At 56.4% G+C, this 18,864-nt stretch carries 14 protein-coding genes and 1 tRNA gene; 5 read left to right on the plus strand and 10 right to left on the minus strand.

The features are described from left to right. From ASF69_RS18815 to ASF69_RS18835, 5 genes are all read right to left on the minus strand, one after another. The coding region (locus tag ASF69_RS18815; RefSeq protein WP_062589748.1) for a methyl-accepting chemotaxis protein at nucleotides 1-1,374 on the minus strand (1,374 nt) is incomplete at its 3' end. Nucleotides 1,375-1,721: 347 nt separating this feature from the next. Continuing rightward, nucleotides 1,722-3,350 (minus strand): CTP synthase, encoded by a 1,629-nt coding sequence (locus tag ASF69_RS18820; protein ID WP_062589749.1) that lies wholly within the window; start codon nucleotides 3,348-3,350, stop codon nucleotides 1,722-1,724. A 154-nt stretch (nucleotides 3,351-3,504) separates the two neighbouring features. Continuing rightward, nucleotides 3,505-3,954: a preprotein translocase subunit SecG gene (gene secG / locus ASF69_RS18825; protein WP_062589911.1), complete on the minus strand. Its 450-nt coding sequence runs from the start codon at nucleotides 3,952-3,954 to the stop codon at nucleotides 3,505-3,507. A gap of 102 nt (nucleotides 3,955-4,056) precedes the next feature. Continuing rightward, nucleotides 4,057-4,827, minus strand: a complete 771-nt coding sequence (gene tpiA, locus ASF69_RS18830) for a triose-phosphate isomerase (protein ID WP_062589750.1) — start codon at nucleotides 4,825-4,827, stop codon at nucleotides 4,057-4,059. 183 nt (nucleotides 4,828-5,010) lie between these two features. Continuing rightward, nucleotides 5,011-5,892, minus strand: coding sequence for a phospholipase (locus ASF69_RS18835; protein ID WP_062589751.1), 882 nt, complete (start codon nucleotides 5,890-5,892; stop codon nucleotides 5,011-5,013). 226 nt (nucleotides 5,893-6,118) lie between these two features. Here ASF69_RS18835 and parE point away from each other — a divergent pair, with 226 nt between their 5' ends. Further along, nucleotides 6,119-8,131 (plus strand): DNA topoisomerase IV subunit B, encoded by a 2,013-nt coding sequence (parE, locus tag ASF69_RS18840; RefSeq protein WP_244475525.1) that lies wholly within the window; start codon nucleotides 6,119-6,121, stop codon nucleotides 8,129-8,131. Nucleotides 8,132-8,215: 84 nt separating this feature from the next. On the opposite strand, the gene ASF69_RS18845 is transcribed toward parE, so the two are convergent. Then, nucleotides 8,216-9,043 carry a TolB family protein gene (locus ASF69_RS18845; RefSeq protein ID WP_062589753.1) on the minus strand — a complete coding sequence of 276 codons (828 nt, stop codon included), beginning with the start codon at nucleotides 9,041-9,043 and terminating at the stop codon, nucleotides 8,216-8,218. A gap of 186 nt (nucleotides 9,044-9,229) precedes the next feature. Here ASF69_RS18845 and ASF69_RS18850 point away from each other — a divergent pair, with 186 nt between their 5' ends. After that, the gene (locus ASF69_RS18850; RefSeq protein WP_062589754.1) at nucleotides 9,230-9,607 is read left to right on the plus strand and encodes a glyoxalase superfamily protein; all 378 of its coding nucleotides are present in this window, start codon (nucleotides 9,230-9,232) and stop codon (nucleotides 9,605-9,607) included. 40 nt (nucleotides 9,608-9,647) lie between these two features. Here ASF69_RS18850 and ASF69_RS18855 read toward each other — a convergent pair whose 3' ends face one another. Beyond that, nucleotides 9,648-11,327, minus strand: coding sequence for an NAD+ synthase (locus ASF69_RS18855; RefSeq protein WP_062589755.1), 1,680 nt, complete (start codon nucleotides 11,325-11,327; stop codon nucleotides 9,648-9,650). Between the two features lie 257 nt (nucleotides 11,328-11,584). On the opposite strand from ASF69_RS18855, the gene ASF69_RS18860 reads away from it, so the two are divergent. The 3 genes from ASF69_RS18860 (at nucleotide 11,585) to sthA (ending at nucleotide 15,794) form a co-directional block, all read left to right on the plus strand. After that, nucleotides 11,585-13,480 (plus strand): LTA synthase family protein, encoded by a 1,896-nt coding sequence (locus tag ASF69_RS18860; protein ID WP_062589756.1) that lies wholly within the window; start codon nucleotides 11,585-11,587, stop codon nucleotides 13,478-13,480. A 110-nt stretch (nucleotides 13,481-13,590) separates the two neighbouring features. Next, the gene (locus ASF69_RS18865; RefSeq protein WP_062589757.1) at nucleotides 13,591-14,130 is read left to right on the plus strand and encodes a DUF1003 domain-containing protein; all 540 of its coding nucleotides are present in this window, start codon (nucleotides 13,591-13,593) and stop codon (nucleotides 14,128-14,130) included. Nucleotides 14,131-14,378: 248 nt separating this feature from the next. Beyond that, nucleotides 14,379-15,794, plus strand: a complete 1,416-nt coding sequence (sthA, locus tag ASF69_RS18870; protein WP_062589759.1) for a Si-specific NAD(P)(+) transhydrogenase — start codon at nucleotides 14,379-14,381, stop codon at nucleotides 15,792-15,794. A gap of 14 nt (nucleotides 15,795-15,808) precedes the next feature. Here sthA and ASF69_RS18875 read toward each other — a convergent pair whose 3' ends face one another. The 3 genes from ASF69_RS18875 to ASF69_RS18885 all read right to left on the minus strand — a co-directional run bounded on the left by ASF69_RS18875 (nucleotide 15,809) and on the right by ASF69_RS18885 (nucleotide 18,788). Next, complete coding sequence (locus tag ASF69_RS18875; RefSeq protein ID WP_244475519.1) at nucleotides 15,809-16,474, minus strand: hypothetical protein; 666 nt, start codon at nucleotides 16,472-16,474, stop codon at nucleotides 15,809-15,811. Between the two features lie 566 nt (nucleotides 16,475-17,040). Then, the gene (tig, locus tag ASF69_RS18880) at nucleotides 17,041-18,513 is read right to left on the minus strand and encodes a trigger factor (protein ID WP_062589761.1); all 1,473 of its coding nucleotides are present in this window, start codon (nucleotides 18,511-18,513) and stop codon (nucleotides 17,041-17,043) included. A 190-nt stretch (nucleotides 18,514-18,703) separates the two neighbouring features. After that, a tRNA-Leu gene (locus tag ASF69_RS18885) sits at nucleotides 18,704-18,788 on the minus strand. Nucleotides 18,789-18,864 lie beyond the last annotated feature (76 nt).

The following is an 18,864-nucleotide window of genomic DNA, read 5'->3' on the forward strand; positions in this document are numbered from 1 at the left end:
ATTGAGCGCCAAAAGGTTGGTCTGGAAGGCAATTTCATCGATAACGCTGATGATGTTGGTGATCTCGCCCGAGGAGCGTTCGATTTCGTTCATGGCAGTCACGGCCTGACGAACGACGTCGCCGGATTTTTCCGCACCCTGACGGGCCTTGGAAACAAGGCCGCCCACTTCTTCGGCGCGACGGCTGGAATCCTTCACTGTGGTGGTGATTTCTTCCAGAGCAGCTGCGGTTTCCTCGACGGATGCTGCCTGCTGTTCGGTGCGCTTGGAAAGATCGTCTGCGGCGGAGCGGATCTCGTTTGCGCCGGCATCGATGCCACGGGCATTCTGGCCAACGGCACGCAGTGCGTCGTTAAGATTGCCTACGGAGCTGTTGAAGTTTGCGCGGAGCGTATCGAGATGCGCAGCGAATGGCGTTTCAATGCGATAGGCGACATCACCGTCTGCCAGACGGTTAAGTGCCTTTGCGAGATGATCGACAGCGAACTGGGTATCTGCGGCATCCCTCGCCTTCTGGGCTTCGTTGTCTGCACGTTCTTTTTCAGACATGCTGCGGTTTGCTGCGGCTTCCTTTTCGAGGCGAATGGTCTCCAGCGCGTTGGTACGAAAGACCGAGACCGCCTGCGCCATTTGTCCCACTTCGTCTTTACGATCCTGCCCATCAACCGGCGCATCTGTCTGGCCGTTGGCCAGCGTTATCATGCGCTTGGACAAATTCGCGATTGGCGTGGTAATACCCTTGGCAGCAACCACGAGCGAAGCAACGATGCCAAGCGCGAATGTGAGACCGACGAAGATCAGCGACCAAAGAATCGTCGAGTCCGCCTGTTCGCTCAACGCGTGACTTCTTTCTGCGACATCAGTCATAACCTTATCCAGGAATTTGGATGCATCGGCTGCCAGCGGCACAATCATCGCGTCTGCTTTTGCCAGTGCCGCCTTCGCCGCATCATCCTGATCCATCGAGCCCAGACGGACTGCGTCATCCGTCAACGCAGTTACTTCTTTCGCCCTGGAAATAAAGGCGTCGACGGTTGGCTTTTCGGCAGGCAGAAGTTTAGCCGTTGTCTCCAATCGATCAAACAGCTTTGCTTTGGCGTCCGCATAAAGCGTCACTGCTGCTTTCATGCCGGGAGTGTCGCGGCCGTAGGCGAGAGTTTGATAGGCACCATAGGCGGTCGCGGCGAGATTTCTGTTCGCCCGAGCCATTGCTGTCACGCCGGCCGTGTCGTTGGAGATAAAATCCGTGTAACTGTTATCGGCACTCTTGAAGCTGCTCGACATAAAGGCCGTCGCACCCAACCCCACGACACAGAGTGGCAGGACGAGAGCGAGTATTTTCGTGCGTATGCTCGCGTTTTTAAGAAATGACATGATTTCTGGAGAACCCTGTTGATCGCCTAGGGCGCAGCAATACACCAGAAGACGCTCACTGAGCGAAGCCAGTGCCACTACGGAAGAATCGGCAGTTGATGATTGATGACAACCATCGCTCGCGATCATCGCGGCTCGGTGAAACTGTCTAGTAAATAACTAAAACAGCCAGTATTTAAATACTGTTAAAATGTTAGGGATACTTGCGAAAACCATTCTCGTCCCCATCAAGCCGGTCGTCGTTGTTGGTCAGCCTGAGTGTTCGATGTCCAGTCTGGCGCGAAGGCAATTAACGAAAAAGGCCGCATCGCTGCGGCCTTTTCCAATTCTCACTCAACAACCTCAACTCAAACCAACCGGCTACGCTCCAGCGCGGCTTCGATGAAGCTGGCAAAGAGCGGGTGCGGATCGAGCGGACGGCTCTTGAGTTCTGGGTGGTATTGTACGCCGATAAACCATGGGTGATCGGGATACTCGATGGTCTCAGGAAGAACGCCGTCCGGAGACATGCCCGAGAAGACGAGGCCGCAGCTTTCGAGGCGGTCCTTGTAATCCACGTTCACCTCGTAACGGTGGCGGTGGCGTTCGGAAATGTCGGTGGAGCCGTAGATTTCCGCGATCTTGGTGTCCTTTTTGAGCGATGCCTTGTAAGCACCAAGACGCATCGTGCCACCGAGGTCGCCGGCTGCGTTGCGCTTTTCAAGCTCGTTGCCCTTTACCCATTCGGTCATCAGGCCAACAACCGGCTGTGACGTCGTACCGAATTCGGTCGAGGATGCGTCTTCGATGCCAGCAAGATTGCGTGCCGCTTCCACGACTGCCATCTGCATTCCAAAGCAGATGCCGAAATACGGAACCTGACGCTCGCGTGCGAACTGCGCCGCACGGATCTTGCCTTCAGATCCACGCTCACCAAAGCCACCGGGAACGAGGATGGCGTCGACCTTTTCCAGATACGGCGAAGGATCTTCTTTTTCGAAGACCTCCGACTCGATCCATTCCAGCTTCACCTTCACACGGTTGGCAATGCCGCCGTGATGCAGGGCTTCGATCAGAGACTTATAGGCATCCTTCAGGCCGGTATATTTGCCAACGATGGCAATCGTGACTTCGCCTTCCGGCGTGTGAATACGGTTACAAACCTCTTCCCACAGCTCAAGGCGTGGCTTGGGAGCAGGCTCGATGCCGAACGCTGCCAGAACCTCATTGTCGAGACCTTCCTTGTGGTAGGCCATCGGCACGTCGTAAATATTGGCAACATCCAGCGCCTGGATGACGGCGGAAGGACGCACGTTGCAGAACAGCGAAAGCTTGCGACGTTCGGCTTCGGGAATTTCGCGGTCGGCACGCACCAGCAGAATATCGGGGTGAATACCCAGCGCCTGCAATTCCTTGACCGAATGCTGCGTCGGCTTCGTCTTCAACTCGCCAGCAGCGGGAATGTAAGGCATCAACGTCAGATGAACGAAGATGGCCGTGCCGCGTGGCAGGTCGTTCTTGGCCTGACGGATGGCTTCCATGAACGGCATGGCTTCAATATCGCCCACCGTGCCGCCGATTTCGCAGATGACAAAGTCGTATTCTTCATTTCCCTCGGTCACGAAATTCTTGATTTCGTTTGTGACGTGGGGAATGACCTGCACCGTCGCGCCGAGATAATCGCCGCGACGTTCCTTATCGATGATGTTCTTGTAGATGCGACCCGTGGTGATGTTGTCGGTCTTGGTGGCCGAACGCCCGGTAAAGCGCTCATAGTGACCGAGATCGAGGTCAGTCTCCGCTCCGTCATCCGTCACGAAAACCTCACCGTGCTGGGTGGGGCTCATCGTACCTGGATCGACATTGAGATAGGGGTCTAGTTTGCGAAGCCGAACCCGATAACCACGGGACTGCAACAACGCTCCGAGTGCTGCGGCCGCAATGCCCTTACCAAGTGAGGAGACCACGCCGCCTGTGATGAATACATATCGCGCCATGGGATTTACCGCTTACCTTTAAATGAGTGATTCCGCCAGCACAAATTTTGGAACATCCACATTCCATTTCTGGAACGCGTCCGCTTGGCCGGAATGTGAACAAAAGAAAACCGGCAGGCTTTTGGCCTGCCGGAGTGATATGCTTGAACCGGTTTTATTGGCCGGTTGGAACTGCGTTGGAATTGGCCGGAGCCGGAGTGGCTGGCGCTGCTGGCGTCGTTCCAGTTGCCGGTGCGGCTGCACCGTTGTTGGTGGACGGAACGCCATTCTGCGACGGAGCCTGATTGGCAGGCGGCGTAGCGGACGAAGGACCAAGCGTATCCAGAATACCATTGCCCTGCCCCTGCGTGGCGGGAATGCGATCCAGAATATCGGTTGGACGTGCTTCATACCGGGTCAACAGACCGAGACCGAGCGATGTTGCGAAAAACAGTGCCGCAAGAATGGCTGTGGTGCGTGTCAGGGCATTTGCCGTACCGCGGGCGGACATGAAGCCCGAACCACCGCCGATACCAAGACCACCGCCTTCGGACCGCTGGATCAGGACCACGCCGACCAGGGCCAGCACGATCATGAGGTGAATAACAATCAGTACGTTCTGCATGACAATCCATTCCATGCCCCAACTGGAGCACAATGAAGAAGTTTGCGGCTCTTTACATGAGGCGAAAGCGTATTCCAAGCCCCTCAAGGACGAAAGACGTGATCAAGCTGTCAATTGCTCATATGCCGCATAGATGGACAGGAAATCCGTCGCTTTCAAGCTGGCGCCGCCAATCAGCGCGCCATCGACATTCTCTACGCCCATCAGTTCCAGCGCATTGGTCGGCTTGACCGAGCCACCATAGAGAATGCGCATGACCTTGCCCTCGGCGCCGAAGCGCTTGACCAGCTCTTCACGCATGAAGGCATGTGCTTCGCGCACATCGTCCGTGGTGGGCGTAAGCCCAGTGCCGATTGCCCAGACGGGTTCATAGGCAATCACGGTATCGGCGGCCGTCGCCTCATCCGGCAGGGAGCCTGCAAGCTGGCGCTTGAGAACATCGAGCGTCTGGCCGGACTTGCGCTCGTCAGCCGTCTCACCGATGCAGACGATTGCCACCAATTCCGCCGCATGGGCGGCAGATGCCTTGGCCCGTACCAGATGGTCGGTCTCGGCATGGTCAGTGCGCCGTTCCGAATGGCCGACGATAACGTGGGTGCCAAAGCAATCGGCGACCATTTCAGCGGAGATATCGCCCGTATGGGCACCAGACGGGTTCTGGTGGCAATCCTGCGCGCCAATCAGGAGCGGGCTGTCATCGCACAACGCAGTCGCCACATAGAGCAGCGTTGAAGGCGGGCAGATCAGCGCATCAATCTTGCCAGCGAGCGATCCTTTGACACCTTCGGCCATCGCCTTGATCTGATCGAGCGACTGGCGGGTTCCGTTCATCTTCCAGTTTCCAGCGACGAGCGGGCGGACATCAGGTGTCATAAGCGATCCATTCCTTTTGCTTCATAGGGTGCTCAAACGCATCAGGCACCTGTCATGGAGGGTTTAGGTGAGTCTTAAAGGCTACAAATTCGATTTGGTACTAAAAAGAACGATTTTCGCTCAAAACATTGATTAAAATCGTGCCATTAAGTCGCTTTTTTCGCCGGGCGGCGCCTTCACCGCTCAGTGCACGAGCAGGAAGTTCAATACCGCCTTCCAATCCGTCATGCGTACCGGAGTACCGTGCGTCCCGGTTTTATAAAGCGTGAAGCGAGTTGACAGGCCAGCTTTCAAAAGGCTGCGAAAAATGGTCGCCTGCTGCTCGGCCGAATAGACCTTGTCTTCGCTGCCATGGGTAAACCAGACCGGTTTTTTAGCCTTCACATAGGCGCTTTTTGGAAAGTCGGGATCAACCGCGCCACCCAGTATGGCCATGCCCTTGAGATCGGAGACGGCTTTCTGATCGCGGCTGATGCCGTAGCAGATGAAGCTGCCCATTGAGGCGCAGGCAAGAATAACAGGACGACCGCCGGATTTTGCACGCGCATCGGCGATCAGCGCAGCAATATCCGCCACGCCCTTCTCATCGAAATTGCGGACGGTTGGCGCGTAGTAAGTGCCACCATTGGCGACAGCCAGATTCTTCAGGCGATTGAAATTGCCCCCGAATGTGTAGTCGTTCATTCCAAGCCTGCGATCCCCGGCGCGGCCGTGGATGAAAATGACCGTGAATGCCTGCCCGGATGCAGCCCCGACCCGTCCGACTTCGAGCGCCCTGCCCCCGGCGTCGATCGTTTCCATGGCCTGATATTTCTTTGGCGAGAGATCGACATAGTCCCGTTTCACGCGCCGTTCCGGGCTCTCGTCCCGGCCGTTGATATCGCGCATCTCATTATAGTCGATAACATTGGAGGCACCGCCATCGTCAGTCGAGAGCACGGTCTGGTTGGAAAACAGCTCATCCTTGAAAGGCCGAAGCGGACCGCCACTGTTTTGGGCATGGGCGGGCGTTATCGCAACAGACAGGCAAAAAAGAGTACAAAAGGTGAAGATAGCTGTGGACATGCCTTGAGTAACCGTTTCATTTGAGCCAGAACACTTGTCATCCGGGCGGGGGCAGCGCAATCCTTGTCGATGACGCAAACCCGATTATTCCGTGCTTGAGTAACAGTATGTTCTGCCGTTTCTGGCAAAACACACTGATTCGCATGGCCAAATTCTGATCGAACTGGGTACAATGGACGATAGCAACGACCTATTTTCAAGCCAAGCCGCACCGCAACGTCAGGAGATCGACAAACGGGAGGCCGCGCCTGTGGCAGCCGTTAAGGCCGTTTCCGCCGCGCCAAAGCCCGCGCTTGTCAGCACATCGTCCGGCGATGATTACGGTGCTTCCTCCATCCGCGTGCTGGAAGGCCTTGAGCCCGTGCGTATGCGTCCGGGCATGTATATTGGCGGCACGGACGAGAAAGCACTTCACCATCTGTTTGCCGAAGTCATCGATAACTCGATGGACGAAGCCGTTGCCGGGCACGCAAATTTCATCGAAGTCCATCTGGATGCCGAGGGCTTCCTGACCGTGAGCGATAATGGTCGCGGTATCCCTGTGGAAAACCATCCCCAGGTTCCCGGCAAATCGACGCTTGAAGTCATCATGACCAAGCTTCACGCCGGCGGTAAATTCGATGGCAAGGCTTATGAAACGTCCGGCGGTCTGCATGGCGTGGGCGTGTCTGTCGTCAATGCGCTCTCGGATGTTCTGGAAGTTGAAGTTGCGCGCAACCGCAAGCTATATCGTCAGCGTTTCTCGCGCGGTGTGCCGCAGGGCGGACTGGAAGAGCTGGGCGATGTGCATAACCGCCGGGGAACGCGTGTGCGCTTCCATCCCGATCCGCAGATTTTTGGCGATCACGCCCGCTTCGATCCGGCCCGCATTTTCCGCATGGCGCGTTCCAAGGCCTACCTTTTTGGTGGCGTGGAAATTCGCTGGAGCTGCGATCCCGGCATGGTGCCCCCGGATGGTGACATTCCGGAAAAGGCCGTATTCCATTTTCCCGGTGGTTTGAAAGACTATCTGGCGGCAACGCTTGGCAAGGACTTCACCGTTACCCGCGAGATATTCTCCGGACGGACGGAAAAGACCGGTGGACACGGCGCCATGGAGTGGGCCGTGACCTGGTATGGTGGCGATGCGCAGCTGCATTCCTATTGCAACACCATTCCGACGCCTGAAGGCGGCACCCACGAAGCCGGCCTTCGCATCGCGCTGACCAAGGGTCTCAAGAACTATGCGGAGCTGACGCAGAACAAGCGCGCCCGTGAAATTACCACCGACGACGTGATGATCTCTGCCGTCGGCATGCTCTCGGTTTTCATCCGCGAGCCGGAATTTGTGGGCCAGACCAAGGACAAGCTGGCGACGGTAGAAGCCCAGCGTATCGTCGAGAATGCGCTTCGCGACCCCTTCGACCACTATCTTGCCGGTAACCCGAACGAAGCGGCCAAGCTGCTGGATTGGGTTATCGAACGGTGTGAAGAGCGCCTGCGCCGCCGCAAGGAAAAGGAAGTCAACCGCAAGACCGCTGTGCGCAAGCTTCGGCTTCCCGGCAAGCTGGCAGACTGCTCGCAGAACACGGCAGAAGGTGCGGAACTCTTCATCGTCGAAGGTGACTCGGCTGGCGGTTCTGCCAAACAGGCGCGCAACCGCGCCAATCAGGCAATTTTGCCTTTGCGTGGCAAAATCCTAAACGTTGGCAGTGCCAGCCGTGAAAAGCTTTCGGCCAATCAGCAGATCGCCGATCTAATTCAGGCGCTCGGTTGTGGAACGCGCACCAAATACCGCGAGGAAGACCTGCGCTACGAACGCATCGTCATCATGACCGATGCCGACGTGGACGGCGCGCACATCGCATCGCTGCTCATCACCTTCTTCTATCAGGAAATGCCGGAACTGATCCGTGGCAATCACCTCTACCTCGCGGTGCCGCCACTTTACGTCATCCGTCAGGGTGCCAAGACAGTCTATGCCCGAGATGACGCGCACCGCGCCGAACTCATGGAGACGGTTTTCAAGGGCAAGAAGGTGGAAATTGGCCGCTTCAAAGGCCTCGGCGAAATGATGCCGGCGCAGCTGAAAGAAACCACGATGGATCCATCCAAGCGCACCCTGCTGCGGGTGGAAATAGACGATGTGGATTTTGAAGGTACGCGCGAGGCGGTGGATAATCTCATGGGCACCAAGCCCGATGCCCGTTTCCGCTTCATTCAGGACCGCTCGGCCTTCGCAGAAAACCTCGATATCTAAAGATCGAGCGCCGCGAAAATCAGGGAAAGCTCGTCAGGAGCTTTCCTTCTCTTCGGATGACCCACGTGCCAGTAAATGGCCGTTTCAGACGGCGAAATACCTGACATAGGCAAACTCGTCACCATCAGGTGACCAGTTGGGCGAGTTCATTGTGCCCTGCCCGCCAAACAGCTCAAACAGTGTTTCTACATTCGCCCCGTCTGGGTCCATCATGCGAACACGGACGTTGAGGTCGCGCGGATGATCAAAGACATCGGCATCGTAGGAAACGAAGACCACCTTGTCACCGCTGGGTGACGGATGCGGAAACCAGTCTCCGTACTGACTGTCCGTGATGCGCTCGACAACCGATCCGTCGACCTTCACGCGCCATATCTGCATCAGGCCGGTGCGGCTGGAGTTGAAATAAATCCACTGCCCATCCGCCGAGTAATCCGGCCCGTCATTGCGGCCTTCTCCATGGGTCAGACGGGTTTCAACGCCATGCTCGACATCCATCGAGTAGATATCGAATACCTGATCTCGGATGCCGCAATAGGCGAAGTTCCGGCCATCTGGTGACCAGCCATGCCAGTAGGACGGCAGATTGTGGGTCATCAATCGAGGCGTACCGCCCTGTGATGGCACGAGATAAATCGCGCTCTTGCCAAACTCGACCTTGTCGGAGATGGCATAGAGCGAACCGTCCGGAGAAATGCCGTGGTCGTTGTTACACTCTCTGGCGAAGCCCGTGTCGACAGGCGTCAGCACTGCTTCACCACCGAGTGACAACCGATAAAGCAAACCATTGCTGTTGAGCAGCAGGTAAGACCCGTCCGGCGACCAGTTCGGTGCCTCGAACAGTTCCGATGTCTGCCAGATGACCCGGTTCTGCCGGGTGCGGATGTTGAAGATTTCAACGGAACTGCGCATCGTGACTCCCACTAGATTACGGATCCTGGACGGGCAAAAGTCGATAACCTGTTTGCATCAGCCAGGATGATGGATATGACTCTATTGCCGCAGGCACCGTCCTGTAAATTTAAAAACGGAAGACGGCAGCGTTGCGGCACCGCCCGCATTCTCTGAGCCGGTTTTTCCCAATATTGAGGTTCCGCGATGACGACCATCGCTGATCAACCCATCCGGTTTGGCCGAGTGGCGCCAATGCTTCCTGTCAAGGATGTCCAGAAAGCTCACAATTTCTACGCCAGCATACTCGGCTTTCAAAAGACGTTCGAAAACGGAAATCCCGTCGGCTTCATGATCTTGAAGCGAGATGATGCCGAGTTGCATCTGACATTGCAGCCAGCTCACAAATCTCCGCCGTTTAACGTCGCGCACATGCTGGTAAGCGACGTAGATGCAGTCCACCGCCTTTGCAGTGACTACGGATTACGGATCATCAAAAGACTGGAAACAAAGGACTACGGCTTGCGGGCATTCGTTTTCGAGGATCCGGACGGAAACCGGATCGATGTGGCGCAAGTCATCTAGGCAGACGAGCGGCGCGGTTCATGACGCGCCGCTCAATTCGCTACCTGTCCCGGAAGCGATTGGTAATCGGATAGCGGCGGTCGCGTCCGAAATTCTTCTTGGTGATCTTCACACCCGGCGCAGACTGGCGGCGTTTGTATTCGGCCAGATATAGCAGGTGCTCGATGCGATGCACGGTCGCAACATCATGACCGCGCGCCACAATCTCCTCCACCGACATTTCCAGTTCAACAAGGCACTCGAGAATATCGTCGAGAACGGGATAAGGCGGCAGCGAATCCTGGTCGGTCTGGTTGGGTCTAAGCTCCGCAGAAGGTGCCTTCGAGATGATGTTGGCGGGAATGACCTCACCGGAAGGACCGAGCGCGCCCGGCGGCACATGGCTGTTACGCCATTTGGAGATGCCGTAGACCTGCATCTTGTAAAGGTCCTTGATGGGGTTGAAGCCGCCGTTCATATCGCCGTAAAGCGTGGCATACCCCACTGACATCTCGGACTTGTTTCCGGTTGTGACCACCATGGAGCCGAACTTGTTGGAGATGGCCATGAGAATGGTGCCACGTGCGCGGCTTTGCAGGTTTTCTTCGGTAATGCCCTCTTCGGTACCTTCAAAAAGCTCCGTCAACGCCGTCATGAAGCCATCGACCGGCTCGGCGATCGGCACGATGTCGTAACGGCAACCGAGTGCCTTGGCGCATTCCGCCGCATCCTTCAGCGATTCGTCTGATGTGTAGCGGTACGGTAGCATGATGCAGCGCACCCGCTCCTCACCCAGGGCATCGACCGCAATGGCGGCGCAGATGGCCGAATCGATGCCGCCAGAAAGGCCCAGCACGACGCTCTTGAAGCCATTCTTGTTTACATAATCGCGGAAGCCCAGCATACAGGCGCGGTAATCCGCCTCCTCACCCTCGGGTATCTGGGAGAAGGGTCCCTCGCTGCAGTGCCAGCCTTTTTCCGTGCGTTTCCAGTCCATCACCGCAAGGGTGCTTTCGAACTGGCTCATCTGGAAGGCCAGCGTCTTGTCGGCGTTGAAAGCAAAGCTTGCGCCATCGAAAACAAGCTCATCCTGTCCGCCAACCTGATTGGCGAAGACGAGCGGCAGCCCGCTTTCTATGACCTGGCGCAATGCCACCTGATGCCGAACATCCACCTTGCCGCGGTAATAGGGCGAGCCATTCGGCACCAGCAGAATTTCCGCACCGCTTTCGGCCAGTGTTTCGCAGACGCCGAAATCGTTCCAGATTTCCTCACAGATGGGAATACCGATACGCACGCCACGGAAATTATAGGGGCCGGAAATCGAGCCTTCGGCAAAGACGCGCTTCTCATCAAACTCGCCGTAATTCGGCAAATCTACCTTGTCACGCAGCGCAACGATCTTGCCGCCATCCAGCAGCGCGACGGAATTGTGCCGTCCCATTTCGCCCTGACGCGGCAAGCCAATGATGACACCCGGACCGCCATCTGCCGTTTCAGCCGCCAGTTCCTCCACCGCCTTCAGGCAGGCCTTGAGGAAGGATGGCTTCAAGACAAGATCTTCCGGCGGATAGCCGGAGATGAAAAGCTCGGTGAGGAGCAGCAGGTCCGCGCCCTGGGCAGTCGCATCGGCACGCGCTTCACGTGCCTTGGCAAGGTTACCCGCGACATCGCCGACGGTTGGGTTGAACTGCCCGACGGCAATTCGCAGAACATTGGGATTGGTGTGTACTTGGCTCATGACTCTCATTTACCGCGCTCCCGTCCGGCGCGCAACGCAAGCTGTTCAACTGGCTTAAAAAACGGCGACCAGACATTGGCAATGCGCCTCACGCAAAGGTTATTCCGGGCACCTGTGGATTCCGCATAGTTCATGTCGCATTCACCCCGCTTATGTGACAGTTACATGACACTTTCATGACGCCTGATTCACGGGCGCAGACACACTGCCGGAGTTGAAAATTGAGGAATTCGGTGCCCAGAGCGGTTGCCGAAAGGATGAAGCTCGTCCTTTCGAAACCTTTGACGCGCAACCCGGACAGAGTTGTTGGCGATGTCTATCCGGTTCTGAATCTTGCGCTTGCTGCCCTGCTGCTGATTGTCTGCATGGAGTGGATTGCGCGAGGCTCCCTGCATGACATCGGCACGTTCCTGTTTTCACCAGCGCGCCCCGGTCTCACGACTCTGGTCGCGGTCATGCTTTGTCTCACGGCACTCGATGCGCTGTTCGGCAGACACTATCAATCGCTTCTGGTGGCCGCCCCGGTTTTGCTGGTCACGGCCTTCATGTCGCATCAAAAGCAGCTTTATCTGTCAGATCCGCTCTACCCCTCCGATCTGTTGTTCGGCCGGCAAATACTGCAGCTGTTGCCGGCCATGCTGAAAGCCCAGCCCGTTACCGCGGTCGCACTTGCGGCAGGCCTTGTTCTGGCCGTCGCATCCGGTGTGATGATCTGGCACTTTATTCGCATGTATACACCGGCGATGGCGGCAAAAGCACGCTTCCTTCGGCTGGTGCTCGCACTTCCTTTGCTGGCGGGGCTTGGTTCGCTGATGGAATATTCGCACTATTCCTGGGTGCGCGACCGGCTCAACATCATTCCCATGATGTGGGATCAGAAGGAGAATTACCGGCATAACGGCTTCCTGCTTGCCTTCACATTCAACATTCCCATGGCGAATGTCTCCGCACCCGCAGGCTATGGTGAAAACACAATCGCTGACATCCCATCCGATGGCTCTGCCTTTGCCGTGAACCACAGCACGCGGCCGGATGTCATCATGATCATGAGTGAGTCGCTCTGGGACCCTACCCGGGTTCCTGATGTGGCTCTGTCCAGAGATCCGATGCCTTCGATACGCGCCAGACAATCCGGCCATGTTTTCTCGCCCGAATTTGGCGGCATGACTGCCAATGTCGAGTTCGAGGCGCTGACCGGTTTCTCGAATGCCTTCCTGCCCTATGGCAGCATTCCCTATCAGCAATATATTCGCCGAAACGTGCCTTCCCTCGCGACCTTCTTTCGCAGCGAGGGCTATTCCTCGATTGCGCTACACCCGTTCCAATCCTGGTTCTGGAACCGCGCCGAGGTCTACAAATCGCTCGGCTTCGAGGAATTCCGTTCGGAAGAAACGCTGCCAGCAATGGAAAAGCGCGGCATGTTTGCTTCAGACGCGGCCCTCACAACGGAAATCATTCAGACGGTGGAGGCAGCGGACAATCCTCTGTTTCTATTCGCTGTCACCCTTCAGGGACACGGGCCCTACGAGGCTGACCGATATGCTGATAGATCCGTTGGCGTGACGGGAGCTCTCTCTAATGGTGCAGCCGCATCGCTTGCGACCTATGCTCAGGGCGTGGCAGAGGCGGACGCCAGTTTCGCAAGGCTGATCGACTGGGCAAAGAACCGTGAACGCGACACCATTGTCGTTCTGTTTGGAGACCACCTCCCGCCGCTCGGACACGTCTATGTGGAAAGCGGCTATATGCCTGAGATGGTGGCGACCCGCCGCGCGCCGCTTGAAACGATGAAGAAGGAGCACGAGACACCACTCGTGGTCTGGTCATCCAGAACAGGACTTCATAACCGCATTGGTACCATCAGCCCGGCCTTGCTGCCCTACCACATCTTGAAGACAGCGGGCCTCGGCGATCCCTTCTACACCGGCGTTCTGGGCAAGGTGCAGGCATCATACTCCGTGATCGATCGGCATATGCTCATGGAAAGAGACGGCTCTGCATTGCCGGACTGGTTGACAGGGCCAAGCGAGATACCTGCTCCGATATCGGAATATCGCCAATTGCAGTTCGACATGATGTTTGGCAAGCAGTTTGCGAAGGAGCGGTTTTTCCCGGGCTTCAACTGGTTGAACAGTGGCAATCCCTCTGGCTGACGGCATCCTGAACACCGCCGAATTCATTTGAATTCGACACTCTTGCCAGCTTATCTCTTGATCCGCGCCGGACTTTAGCTCCCGGCGGTTCATGTAGGCTGGAGACCAGAATGGCAGCTATTCCGGATTATATCACCTCGCATTTCAAGCGTTCCTCCCGGGACATTGGCGAGGTGGAGAAGCGCATTGTTGATATAGCTCACCAGAAGAAGCTTATTTCAACGGATACGAATGCTGAGTTTTCGAAGGAATCGACCTTTGGAGAAAGACTGGCCGACAGTATTGCGCGGATTGGCGGCTCATGGGGCTTCATCATAAGCTTCCTCGTCTTTCTGGCGCTCTGGGCCGTGGTCAACACCATCGTCCTCACAACCCGTGCATTCGACCCCTACCCCTTTATTTTCCTCAATCTCATTCTCTCCATGCTGGCAGCGGTTCAGGCACCTATCATCATGATGTCGCAAAACCGGCAGGCTGTGCGAGACCGTTTTGAGGCGGCCAAGGACTACGAAGTGAATCTTAAAGCAGAGCTGGAAGTCCTTTCCCTTCATGAAAAGATCGATGTGAAAGTTCTGGCCGAGCTCGCAGCCCTGAGGCAGGAGATTGCCAAACTTCACCACCGCCGGGAAAACGAAGGCGAACTTCCCTGATTTCGATGAAGAAACCGGTGCCCCGTTTAGTCATGTCAGGTCAATTTGCGTCTTTTTTTGCGCTGGTTACGAATCCGTCAGATTCTTCCGCTACACATTGACGCGGGCATTTGTTGCATTGCACTCTTGGTGCAGCGACACGGGAATCACTTCCGTATCAGAATGGCATCACGCTTTTCCGAGCAGCGACGCCTCCGCACTGGAACATCCGTGTCCAGTAACCGCAAATTCTGTTCCGAGGCTTCTTCATGAACCAGTACGATCTCATTGTTGTCGGTAGCGGTCCTGCTGGCAGGCGCGCCGCCATTCAGGCCGCGAAGCTGGACAAGACTGTTCTGGTTATCGAAAAGGGTCGCCGCGTTGGCGGCGTGTCCGTTCATACCGGAACAATTCCATCCAAGACGATGCGCGAAACCGCACTCAATCTTTCCGGCTGGCGCGAGCGCGGTTTTTACGGCCGGTCCTACCGCGTCAAACAGGAAATCAGCGCGGAAGACCTTCGTCGTCGCCTTCTGATTACGCTGGATCACGAAGTCGATGTTCTGGAACATCAGTTCGCCCGTAACCGCGTAACCCATTTGCGCGGCAAGGCGACGTTTCTGACATCCGACACCATGGAGATCACCAAGGACGATGGTGAAGTCGTTGCCGTCAAAGGCAAAAGCATTCTGCTGGCCGTCGGCACCCGCCCCTTCCGGCCAGATTACATGCCCTTCGATGGAAAGACGGTCATCGACAGCGATGAACTGCTGGAAATGGAAAAGCTGCCACGCTCAATGGTGGTCATCGGCGCAGGCGTCATCGGCATCGAATATGCCACCATCTTCAGTGCGCTGGACACAGCTGTTACGCTGATCGATCCCAAGCCGACCATGCTGGATTTCATCGACAAGGAAATCGTCGAGGACTTCACCTACCAGCTGCGCGACAGAAACATGAAGCTGCTTCTTGGGCAAAAGGCCGACAAGGTGGAGCGCACGCCGGAAGGCAAGGTTGCCGTAACGCTGGATAGCGGGCGCACGCTGACAACAGAAATGGTGCTGTTTGCAGCTGGCCGCATGGGAGCGACCGATAGTCTGAACCTCGCCGCTGCCGGCCTTGAGGCAGACAGCCGTGGCCGCCTTTCCGTGAACCCGGAAACCTTTGAGACATCCGTACCTGGCATCTATGCCGCGGGCGATGTCATCGGCTTTCCAAGCCTCGCCTCCACCTCCATGGAACAGGGGCGAATCGCCGCTCGTGTCGCCGTAGGCGCCATTGCCATGGAGCCCCAGAAGTATTTCCCTTACGGCATCTATGCAGTGCCGGAAATTTCCACCTGCGGTCTTACCGAAGAGGAAATGAAGGAACGCGGCATTGCCTATGAGTGCGGGATTGCCCGTTTCCGCGAAACATCTCGCGGTCACATCATGGGTCTGGATACCGGCCTGCTGAAGCTGATCTTCTCGCTGAAAACGCGCCGCCTGCTCGGTGTCCACATCGTGGGTGAAGGGGCGACCGAACTCGTCCATATCGGTCAGGCTGTGCTCAACCTCAAAGGCACTGTCGAATATTTCGTTGAAAACACCTTCAACTATCCGACGCTTGCCGAGGCATACAAGATTGCCGGTCTGGACGCCTGGAACCGGATGGGCGACATCAAGAACGAAAATGCGACGGTCTGACACGACGGCGCGCGCTACCAACGAATGCTGTAGCGCGCGTTCACCGAGGGGCGAAAGCGATCCTCATCGTTCTGGTTAATCTGCCCCGTGACGGTGAAGTTCTTGCCGAACTTCTGCTCTACCGCCACACTCGATTCGAACTCATCGAAGGTATCACGGGTGGCACCCGTCAGAACGAAGGCAGTTCCCGTCTGCGAACGCGTCAACCGGAGCGATTGCGACACATCCAGCCCGCTCCATTGCTGTGCGGTGCCATCGTAGCGAATCGTCATATTCCTGTTTGCCTCGAGATCGAGATCCGCAGTGGCGATGCGCTTCTGCCACGTCGTCACTGTCCAGGCACTTGAGCCCGTCAATGCATTCATCAAGACGGCAACATCGCTGGCGATCTTCGCTCCCGGCAGGTTGGAAGACAACAGCGTGATGTTGCCCCAGAATTTGACGGGCGTGTCTACCAGTGCCCCGCCCTCTGAGCCGACCATTCCCATTTCAAGACCGGCACGGATCGGGGTTTCAACGGGCAATTTCGCACCGATCCGGGCGGAATAGGATTGATCGGAGTTCTTCGCAGGAGACCAGATTAGGCCGCGTTCCTGGGCATGAACCACACCCGCTGACAAGAATAAAACTATGGCGCTGACGAGAGCAGCGTGCAGGCCATGACGCATTTTACACATCATCTCTGTTCCTCAGGCCTGTCGCTGCACCGCCCCTGGGAGGCAAAACGGTGCTTGACCAAGGCTTGTGGCAATCGGTCTTTCCGGCTCGATTGCTTTGAGTTGGCAGATCACGCGCAATGGCTGTTTGAGAGCCATTTCCGAGTGAGCACATCTTTGATGGCTGCACCGGCGCGATGAAAAAATCATCCGGCGCAACGATGCTGTCGATAGCGCCAAATGGAGAGTTGAAACTGGGGCTTGATGCCGGGCCGCGATGTTTCGCGACGGATTTGCGACGAGCGTCTCGTGCAAATCAATGAGGAGAGTCTGCCAGATGAACGGGAGATGAACAAGAGCAGATGCAGCAAAAAGTCATTGTGCGCTGCATTGTGATCGTGGTGCTACGATGCACACCGGAAATGGCATAGCTTCACCACGTCAGCCGGTTCTTGCAATGGCGATTGCCCCGCTGCCTGCACCAAGCTTTCCAGCGACGGTGAAATGGCTTGGCCCGAGCGACACGGTCGCTGAAAAGCAAAAGGCCGCAGCTTTCGCCACGGCCCTTGAAAATATTTTGCAGAAGAGGCTTATTCAGCGTCGCCTTCGGCGGCCTTCTTCTTTGCAGGAGCCTTCTTCTTAGGAGCGGCTTCTTCGCCTTCAGCGGCGTCGGCCTTGGCAGCTGCCTTCTTCTTGGCAGGCTTCTTCTCAGCCTTTTCGCCTTCTTCAGAGTCGTCAGCCAGAAGCTCTTCCTTGGTAACGGTCTTGTCCGTTACCGAGATTTCGGTGAGCAGCTTGTCAATGACCTTCTCTTCGAAGATCGGAGCGCGGAGCGAAGCAGATGCGCCTGGGGTGTTGCGGAAGAAATCAAGGATTTCCTTCTGCTGGCCTGGGAACTGCTGCAGCTGCTGGAACAGCGCGCGCTGCATTTCTTCTTCGGTGACTTCTACGCCAGCCTTCTCGCCGATTTCGGAAAGAACGAGGCCGAGACGAACGCGACGCTCTGCAAGCTTGCGATATTCTTCGCGAGCTTCTTCTTCGGTCGTGTCTTCGTCAGCAAAGGTCTTGCCGGACTGTGCAAGGTCCGTGTTGATCTGACGCCAGATGTTTTCGAACTCTGCATCAACGAGACCAACCGGGGTTTCGAACTGGTAGACTTCGTCCAGCTGGTCGAGGATCTGACGCTTGACCTTCTGACGTGTGACGTTGCTGTACTGGCTTTCGATCTGGCCGCGAACAATTTCCTTCAGCTTCTCAGCGGACTCAAGGCCCAGCTTGGAAGCAAGTTCATCGTTGATTTCAACGGCGGCAGCAGAAGCAACTTCCTTGACGGTGATGTCGAAGACGGCTTCCTTGCCAGCAAGGTTTGCGGCCGGATATTCCGTTGGGAAGGTAACAGTGATCGCCTTCTCATCGCCAGCCTTTACGCCGACCAGCTGGTCTTCGAAGCCAGGAATGAAGCGACCGGAGCCGATGACCAGTTCTGCGTCGTCAGCAGCGCCACCTTCAAAGGCAACGCCATCGACCTTGCCGAGGTAGTTCATGGTGACGCGGTCGCCTTCAGCGGCCTTGCCATCCTTGGTCTCGTATGTGCGGGCGCTTTCAGCAATCTTCAGGATCTGCTCGTTTATTTCGTCTTCTGTGACTTCAACGACTTCACGCGTAACCTTGATGCCTTCGTTCGACTTCAGCTCGATGGCCGGAATGACTTCGTAGGCGAGCGTGAATTCCAGGTCGCTTTCTGCGGCCAGGATCTTTTCAGCTTCAGCCTGATCTTCGGTCATGGAGATTGCCGGCTGCGTTGCAGACTTTTCGCCGCGACCGGAAATGATTTCGGAAGGCTTGTCGCGAACGAGTTCGTTGACGAGATCAGCCATGATCGACTTGCCGTACATCTTCTTGAGATGAGCAACCGGTACCTTGCCTGGACGGAAGCCATTGATGCGAACCTTGTCCTTCGCGTCGATCAGGCGCTCATCGAGGCGAGCCTTCATATCGGCGGCCGGAATAACGACCTTGATTTCGCGCTTCAGCCCTTCAGCGAGCGTTTCGATAACCTGCATTTTCATACCTTCACATCATGGCGGCGGTGCTCAGACAGCCGTTGGTTTACTTTCGAGCACAGCGCCGGAACCTAAATTCACCGGCCGTGGCTATATAAAATCCATGCACAAGCATTTTGCCGGGCAAAAACTGCACTTGAGCCAGAGAAGCGGCGAAGCAAACTTCACACATTCTTCCCGGCGATTCATGTGGTGCGGGTAGAGGGACTCGAACCCCCACAACTCTCGTCGCCAGAACCTAAATCTGGTGCGTCTACCAATTCCGCCATACCCGCGCTCTTGAATCCTGCATAAACAACATCTGGCACATGAGGCCTTCCGGAGCGCGCGTCTCTATATCACCCGTTTCCG

Source organism: Rhizobium sp. Leaf311, assembly GCF_001423445.1.
GTDB lineage: Bacteria > Pseudomonadota > Alphaproteobacteria > Rhizobiales > Rhizobiaceae > Agrobacterium.

What these genes read in the sequence shown, in the direction of transcription:
- tpiA (WP_062589750.1), bottom strand. Translation starts at nt 4,827, where the DNA reads ATGACACCTGATGTCCGCCCGCTCGTCGCTGGAAACTGGAAGATGAAC.
- ASF69_RS18875 (WP_244475519.1), bottom strand. Translation starts at nt 16,474, where the DNA reads ATGATGTGTAAAATGCGTCATGGCCTGCACGCTGCTCTCGTCAGCGCC.
- tig (WP_062589761.1), bottom strand. Translation starts at nt 18,513, where the DNA reads ATGCAGGTTATCGAAACGCTCGCTGAAGGGCTGAAGCGCGAAATCAAG.
- ASF69_RS18850 (WP_062589754.1), top strand. Translation starts at nt 9,230, where the DNA reads ATGACGACCATCGCTGATCAACCCATCCGGTTTGGCCGAGTGGCGCCA.
- secG (WP_062589911.1), bottom strand. Translation starts at nt 3,954, where the DNA reads ATGCAGAACGTACTGATTGTTATTCACCTCATGATCGTGCTGGCCCTG.
- ASF69_RS18820 (WP_062589749.1), bottom strand. Translation starts at nt 3,350, where the DNA reads ATGGCGCGATATGTATTCATCACAGGCGGCGTGGTCTCCTCACTTGGT.
- ASF69_RS18845 (WP_062589753.1), bottom strand. Translation starts at nt 9,043, where the DNA reads ATGCGCAGTTCCGTTGAAATCTTCAACATCCGCACCCGGCAGAACCGG.
- ASF69_RS18855 (WP_062589755.1), bottom strand. Translation starts at nt 11,327, where the DNA reads ATGAGCCAAGTACACACCAATCCCAATGTTCTGCGAATTGCCGTCGGG.
- ASF69_RS18860 (WP_062589756.1), top strand. Translation starts at nt 11,585, where the DNA reads ATGAAGCTCGTCCTTTCGAAACCTTTGACGCGCAACCCGGACAGAGTT.
- sthA (WP_062589759.1), top strand. Translation starts at nt 14,379, where the DNA reads ATGAACCAGTACGATCTCATTGTTGTCGGTAGCGGTCCTGCTGGCAGG.
- ASF69_RS18865 (WP_062589757.1), top strand. Translation starts at nt 13,591, where the DNA reads ATGGCAGCTATTCCGGATTATATCACCTCGCATTTCAAGCGTTCCTCC.
- ASF69_RS18835 (WP_062589751.1), bottom strand. Translation starts at nt 5,892, where the DNA reads ATGTCCACAGCTATCTTCACCTTTTGTACTCTTTTTTGCCTGTCTGTT.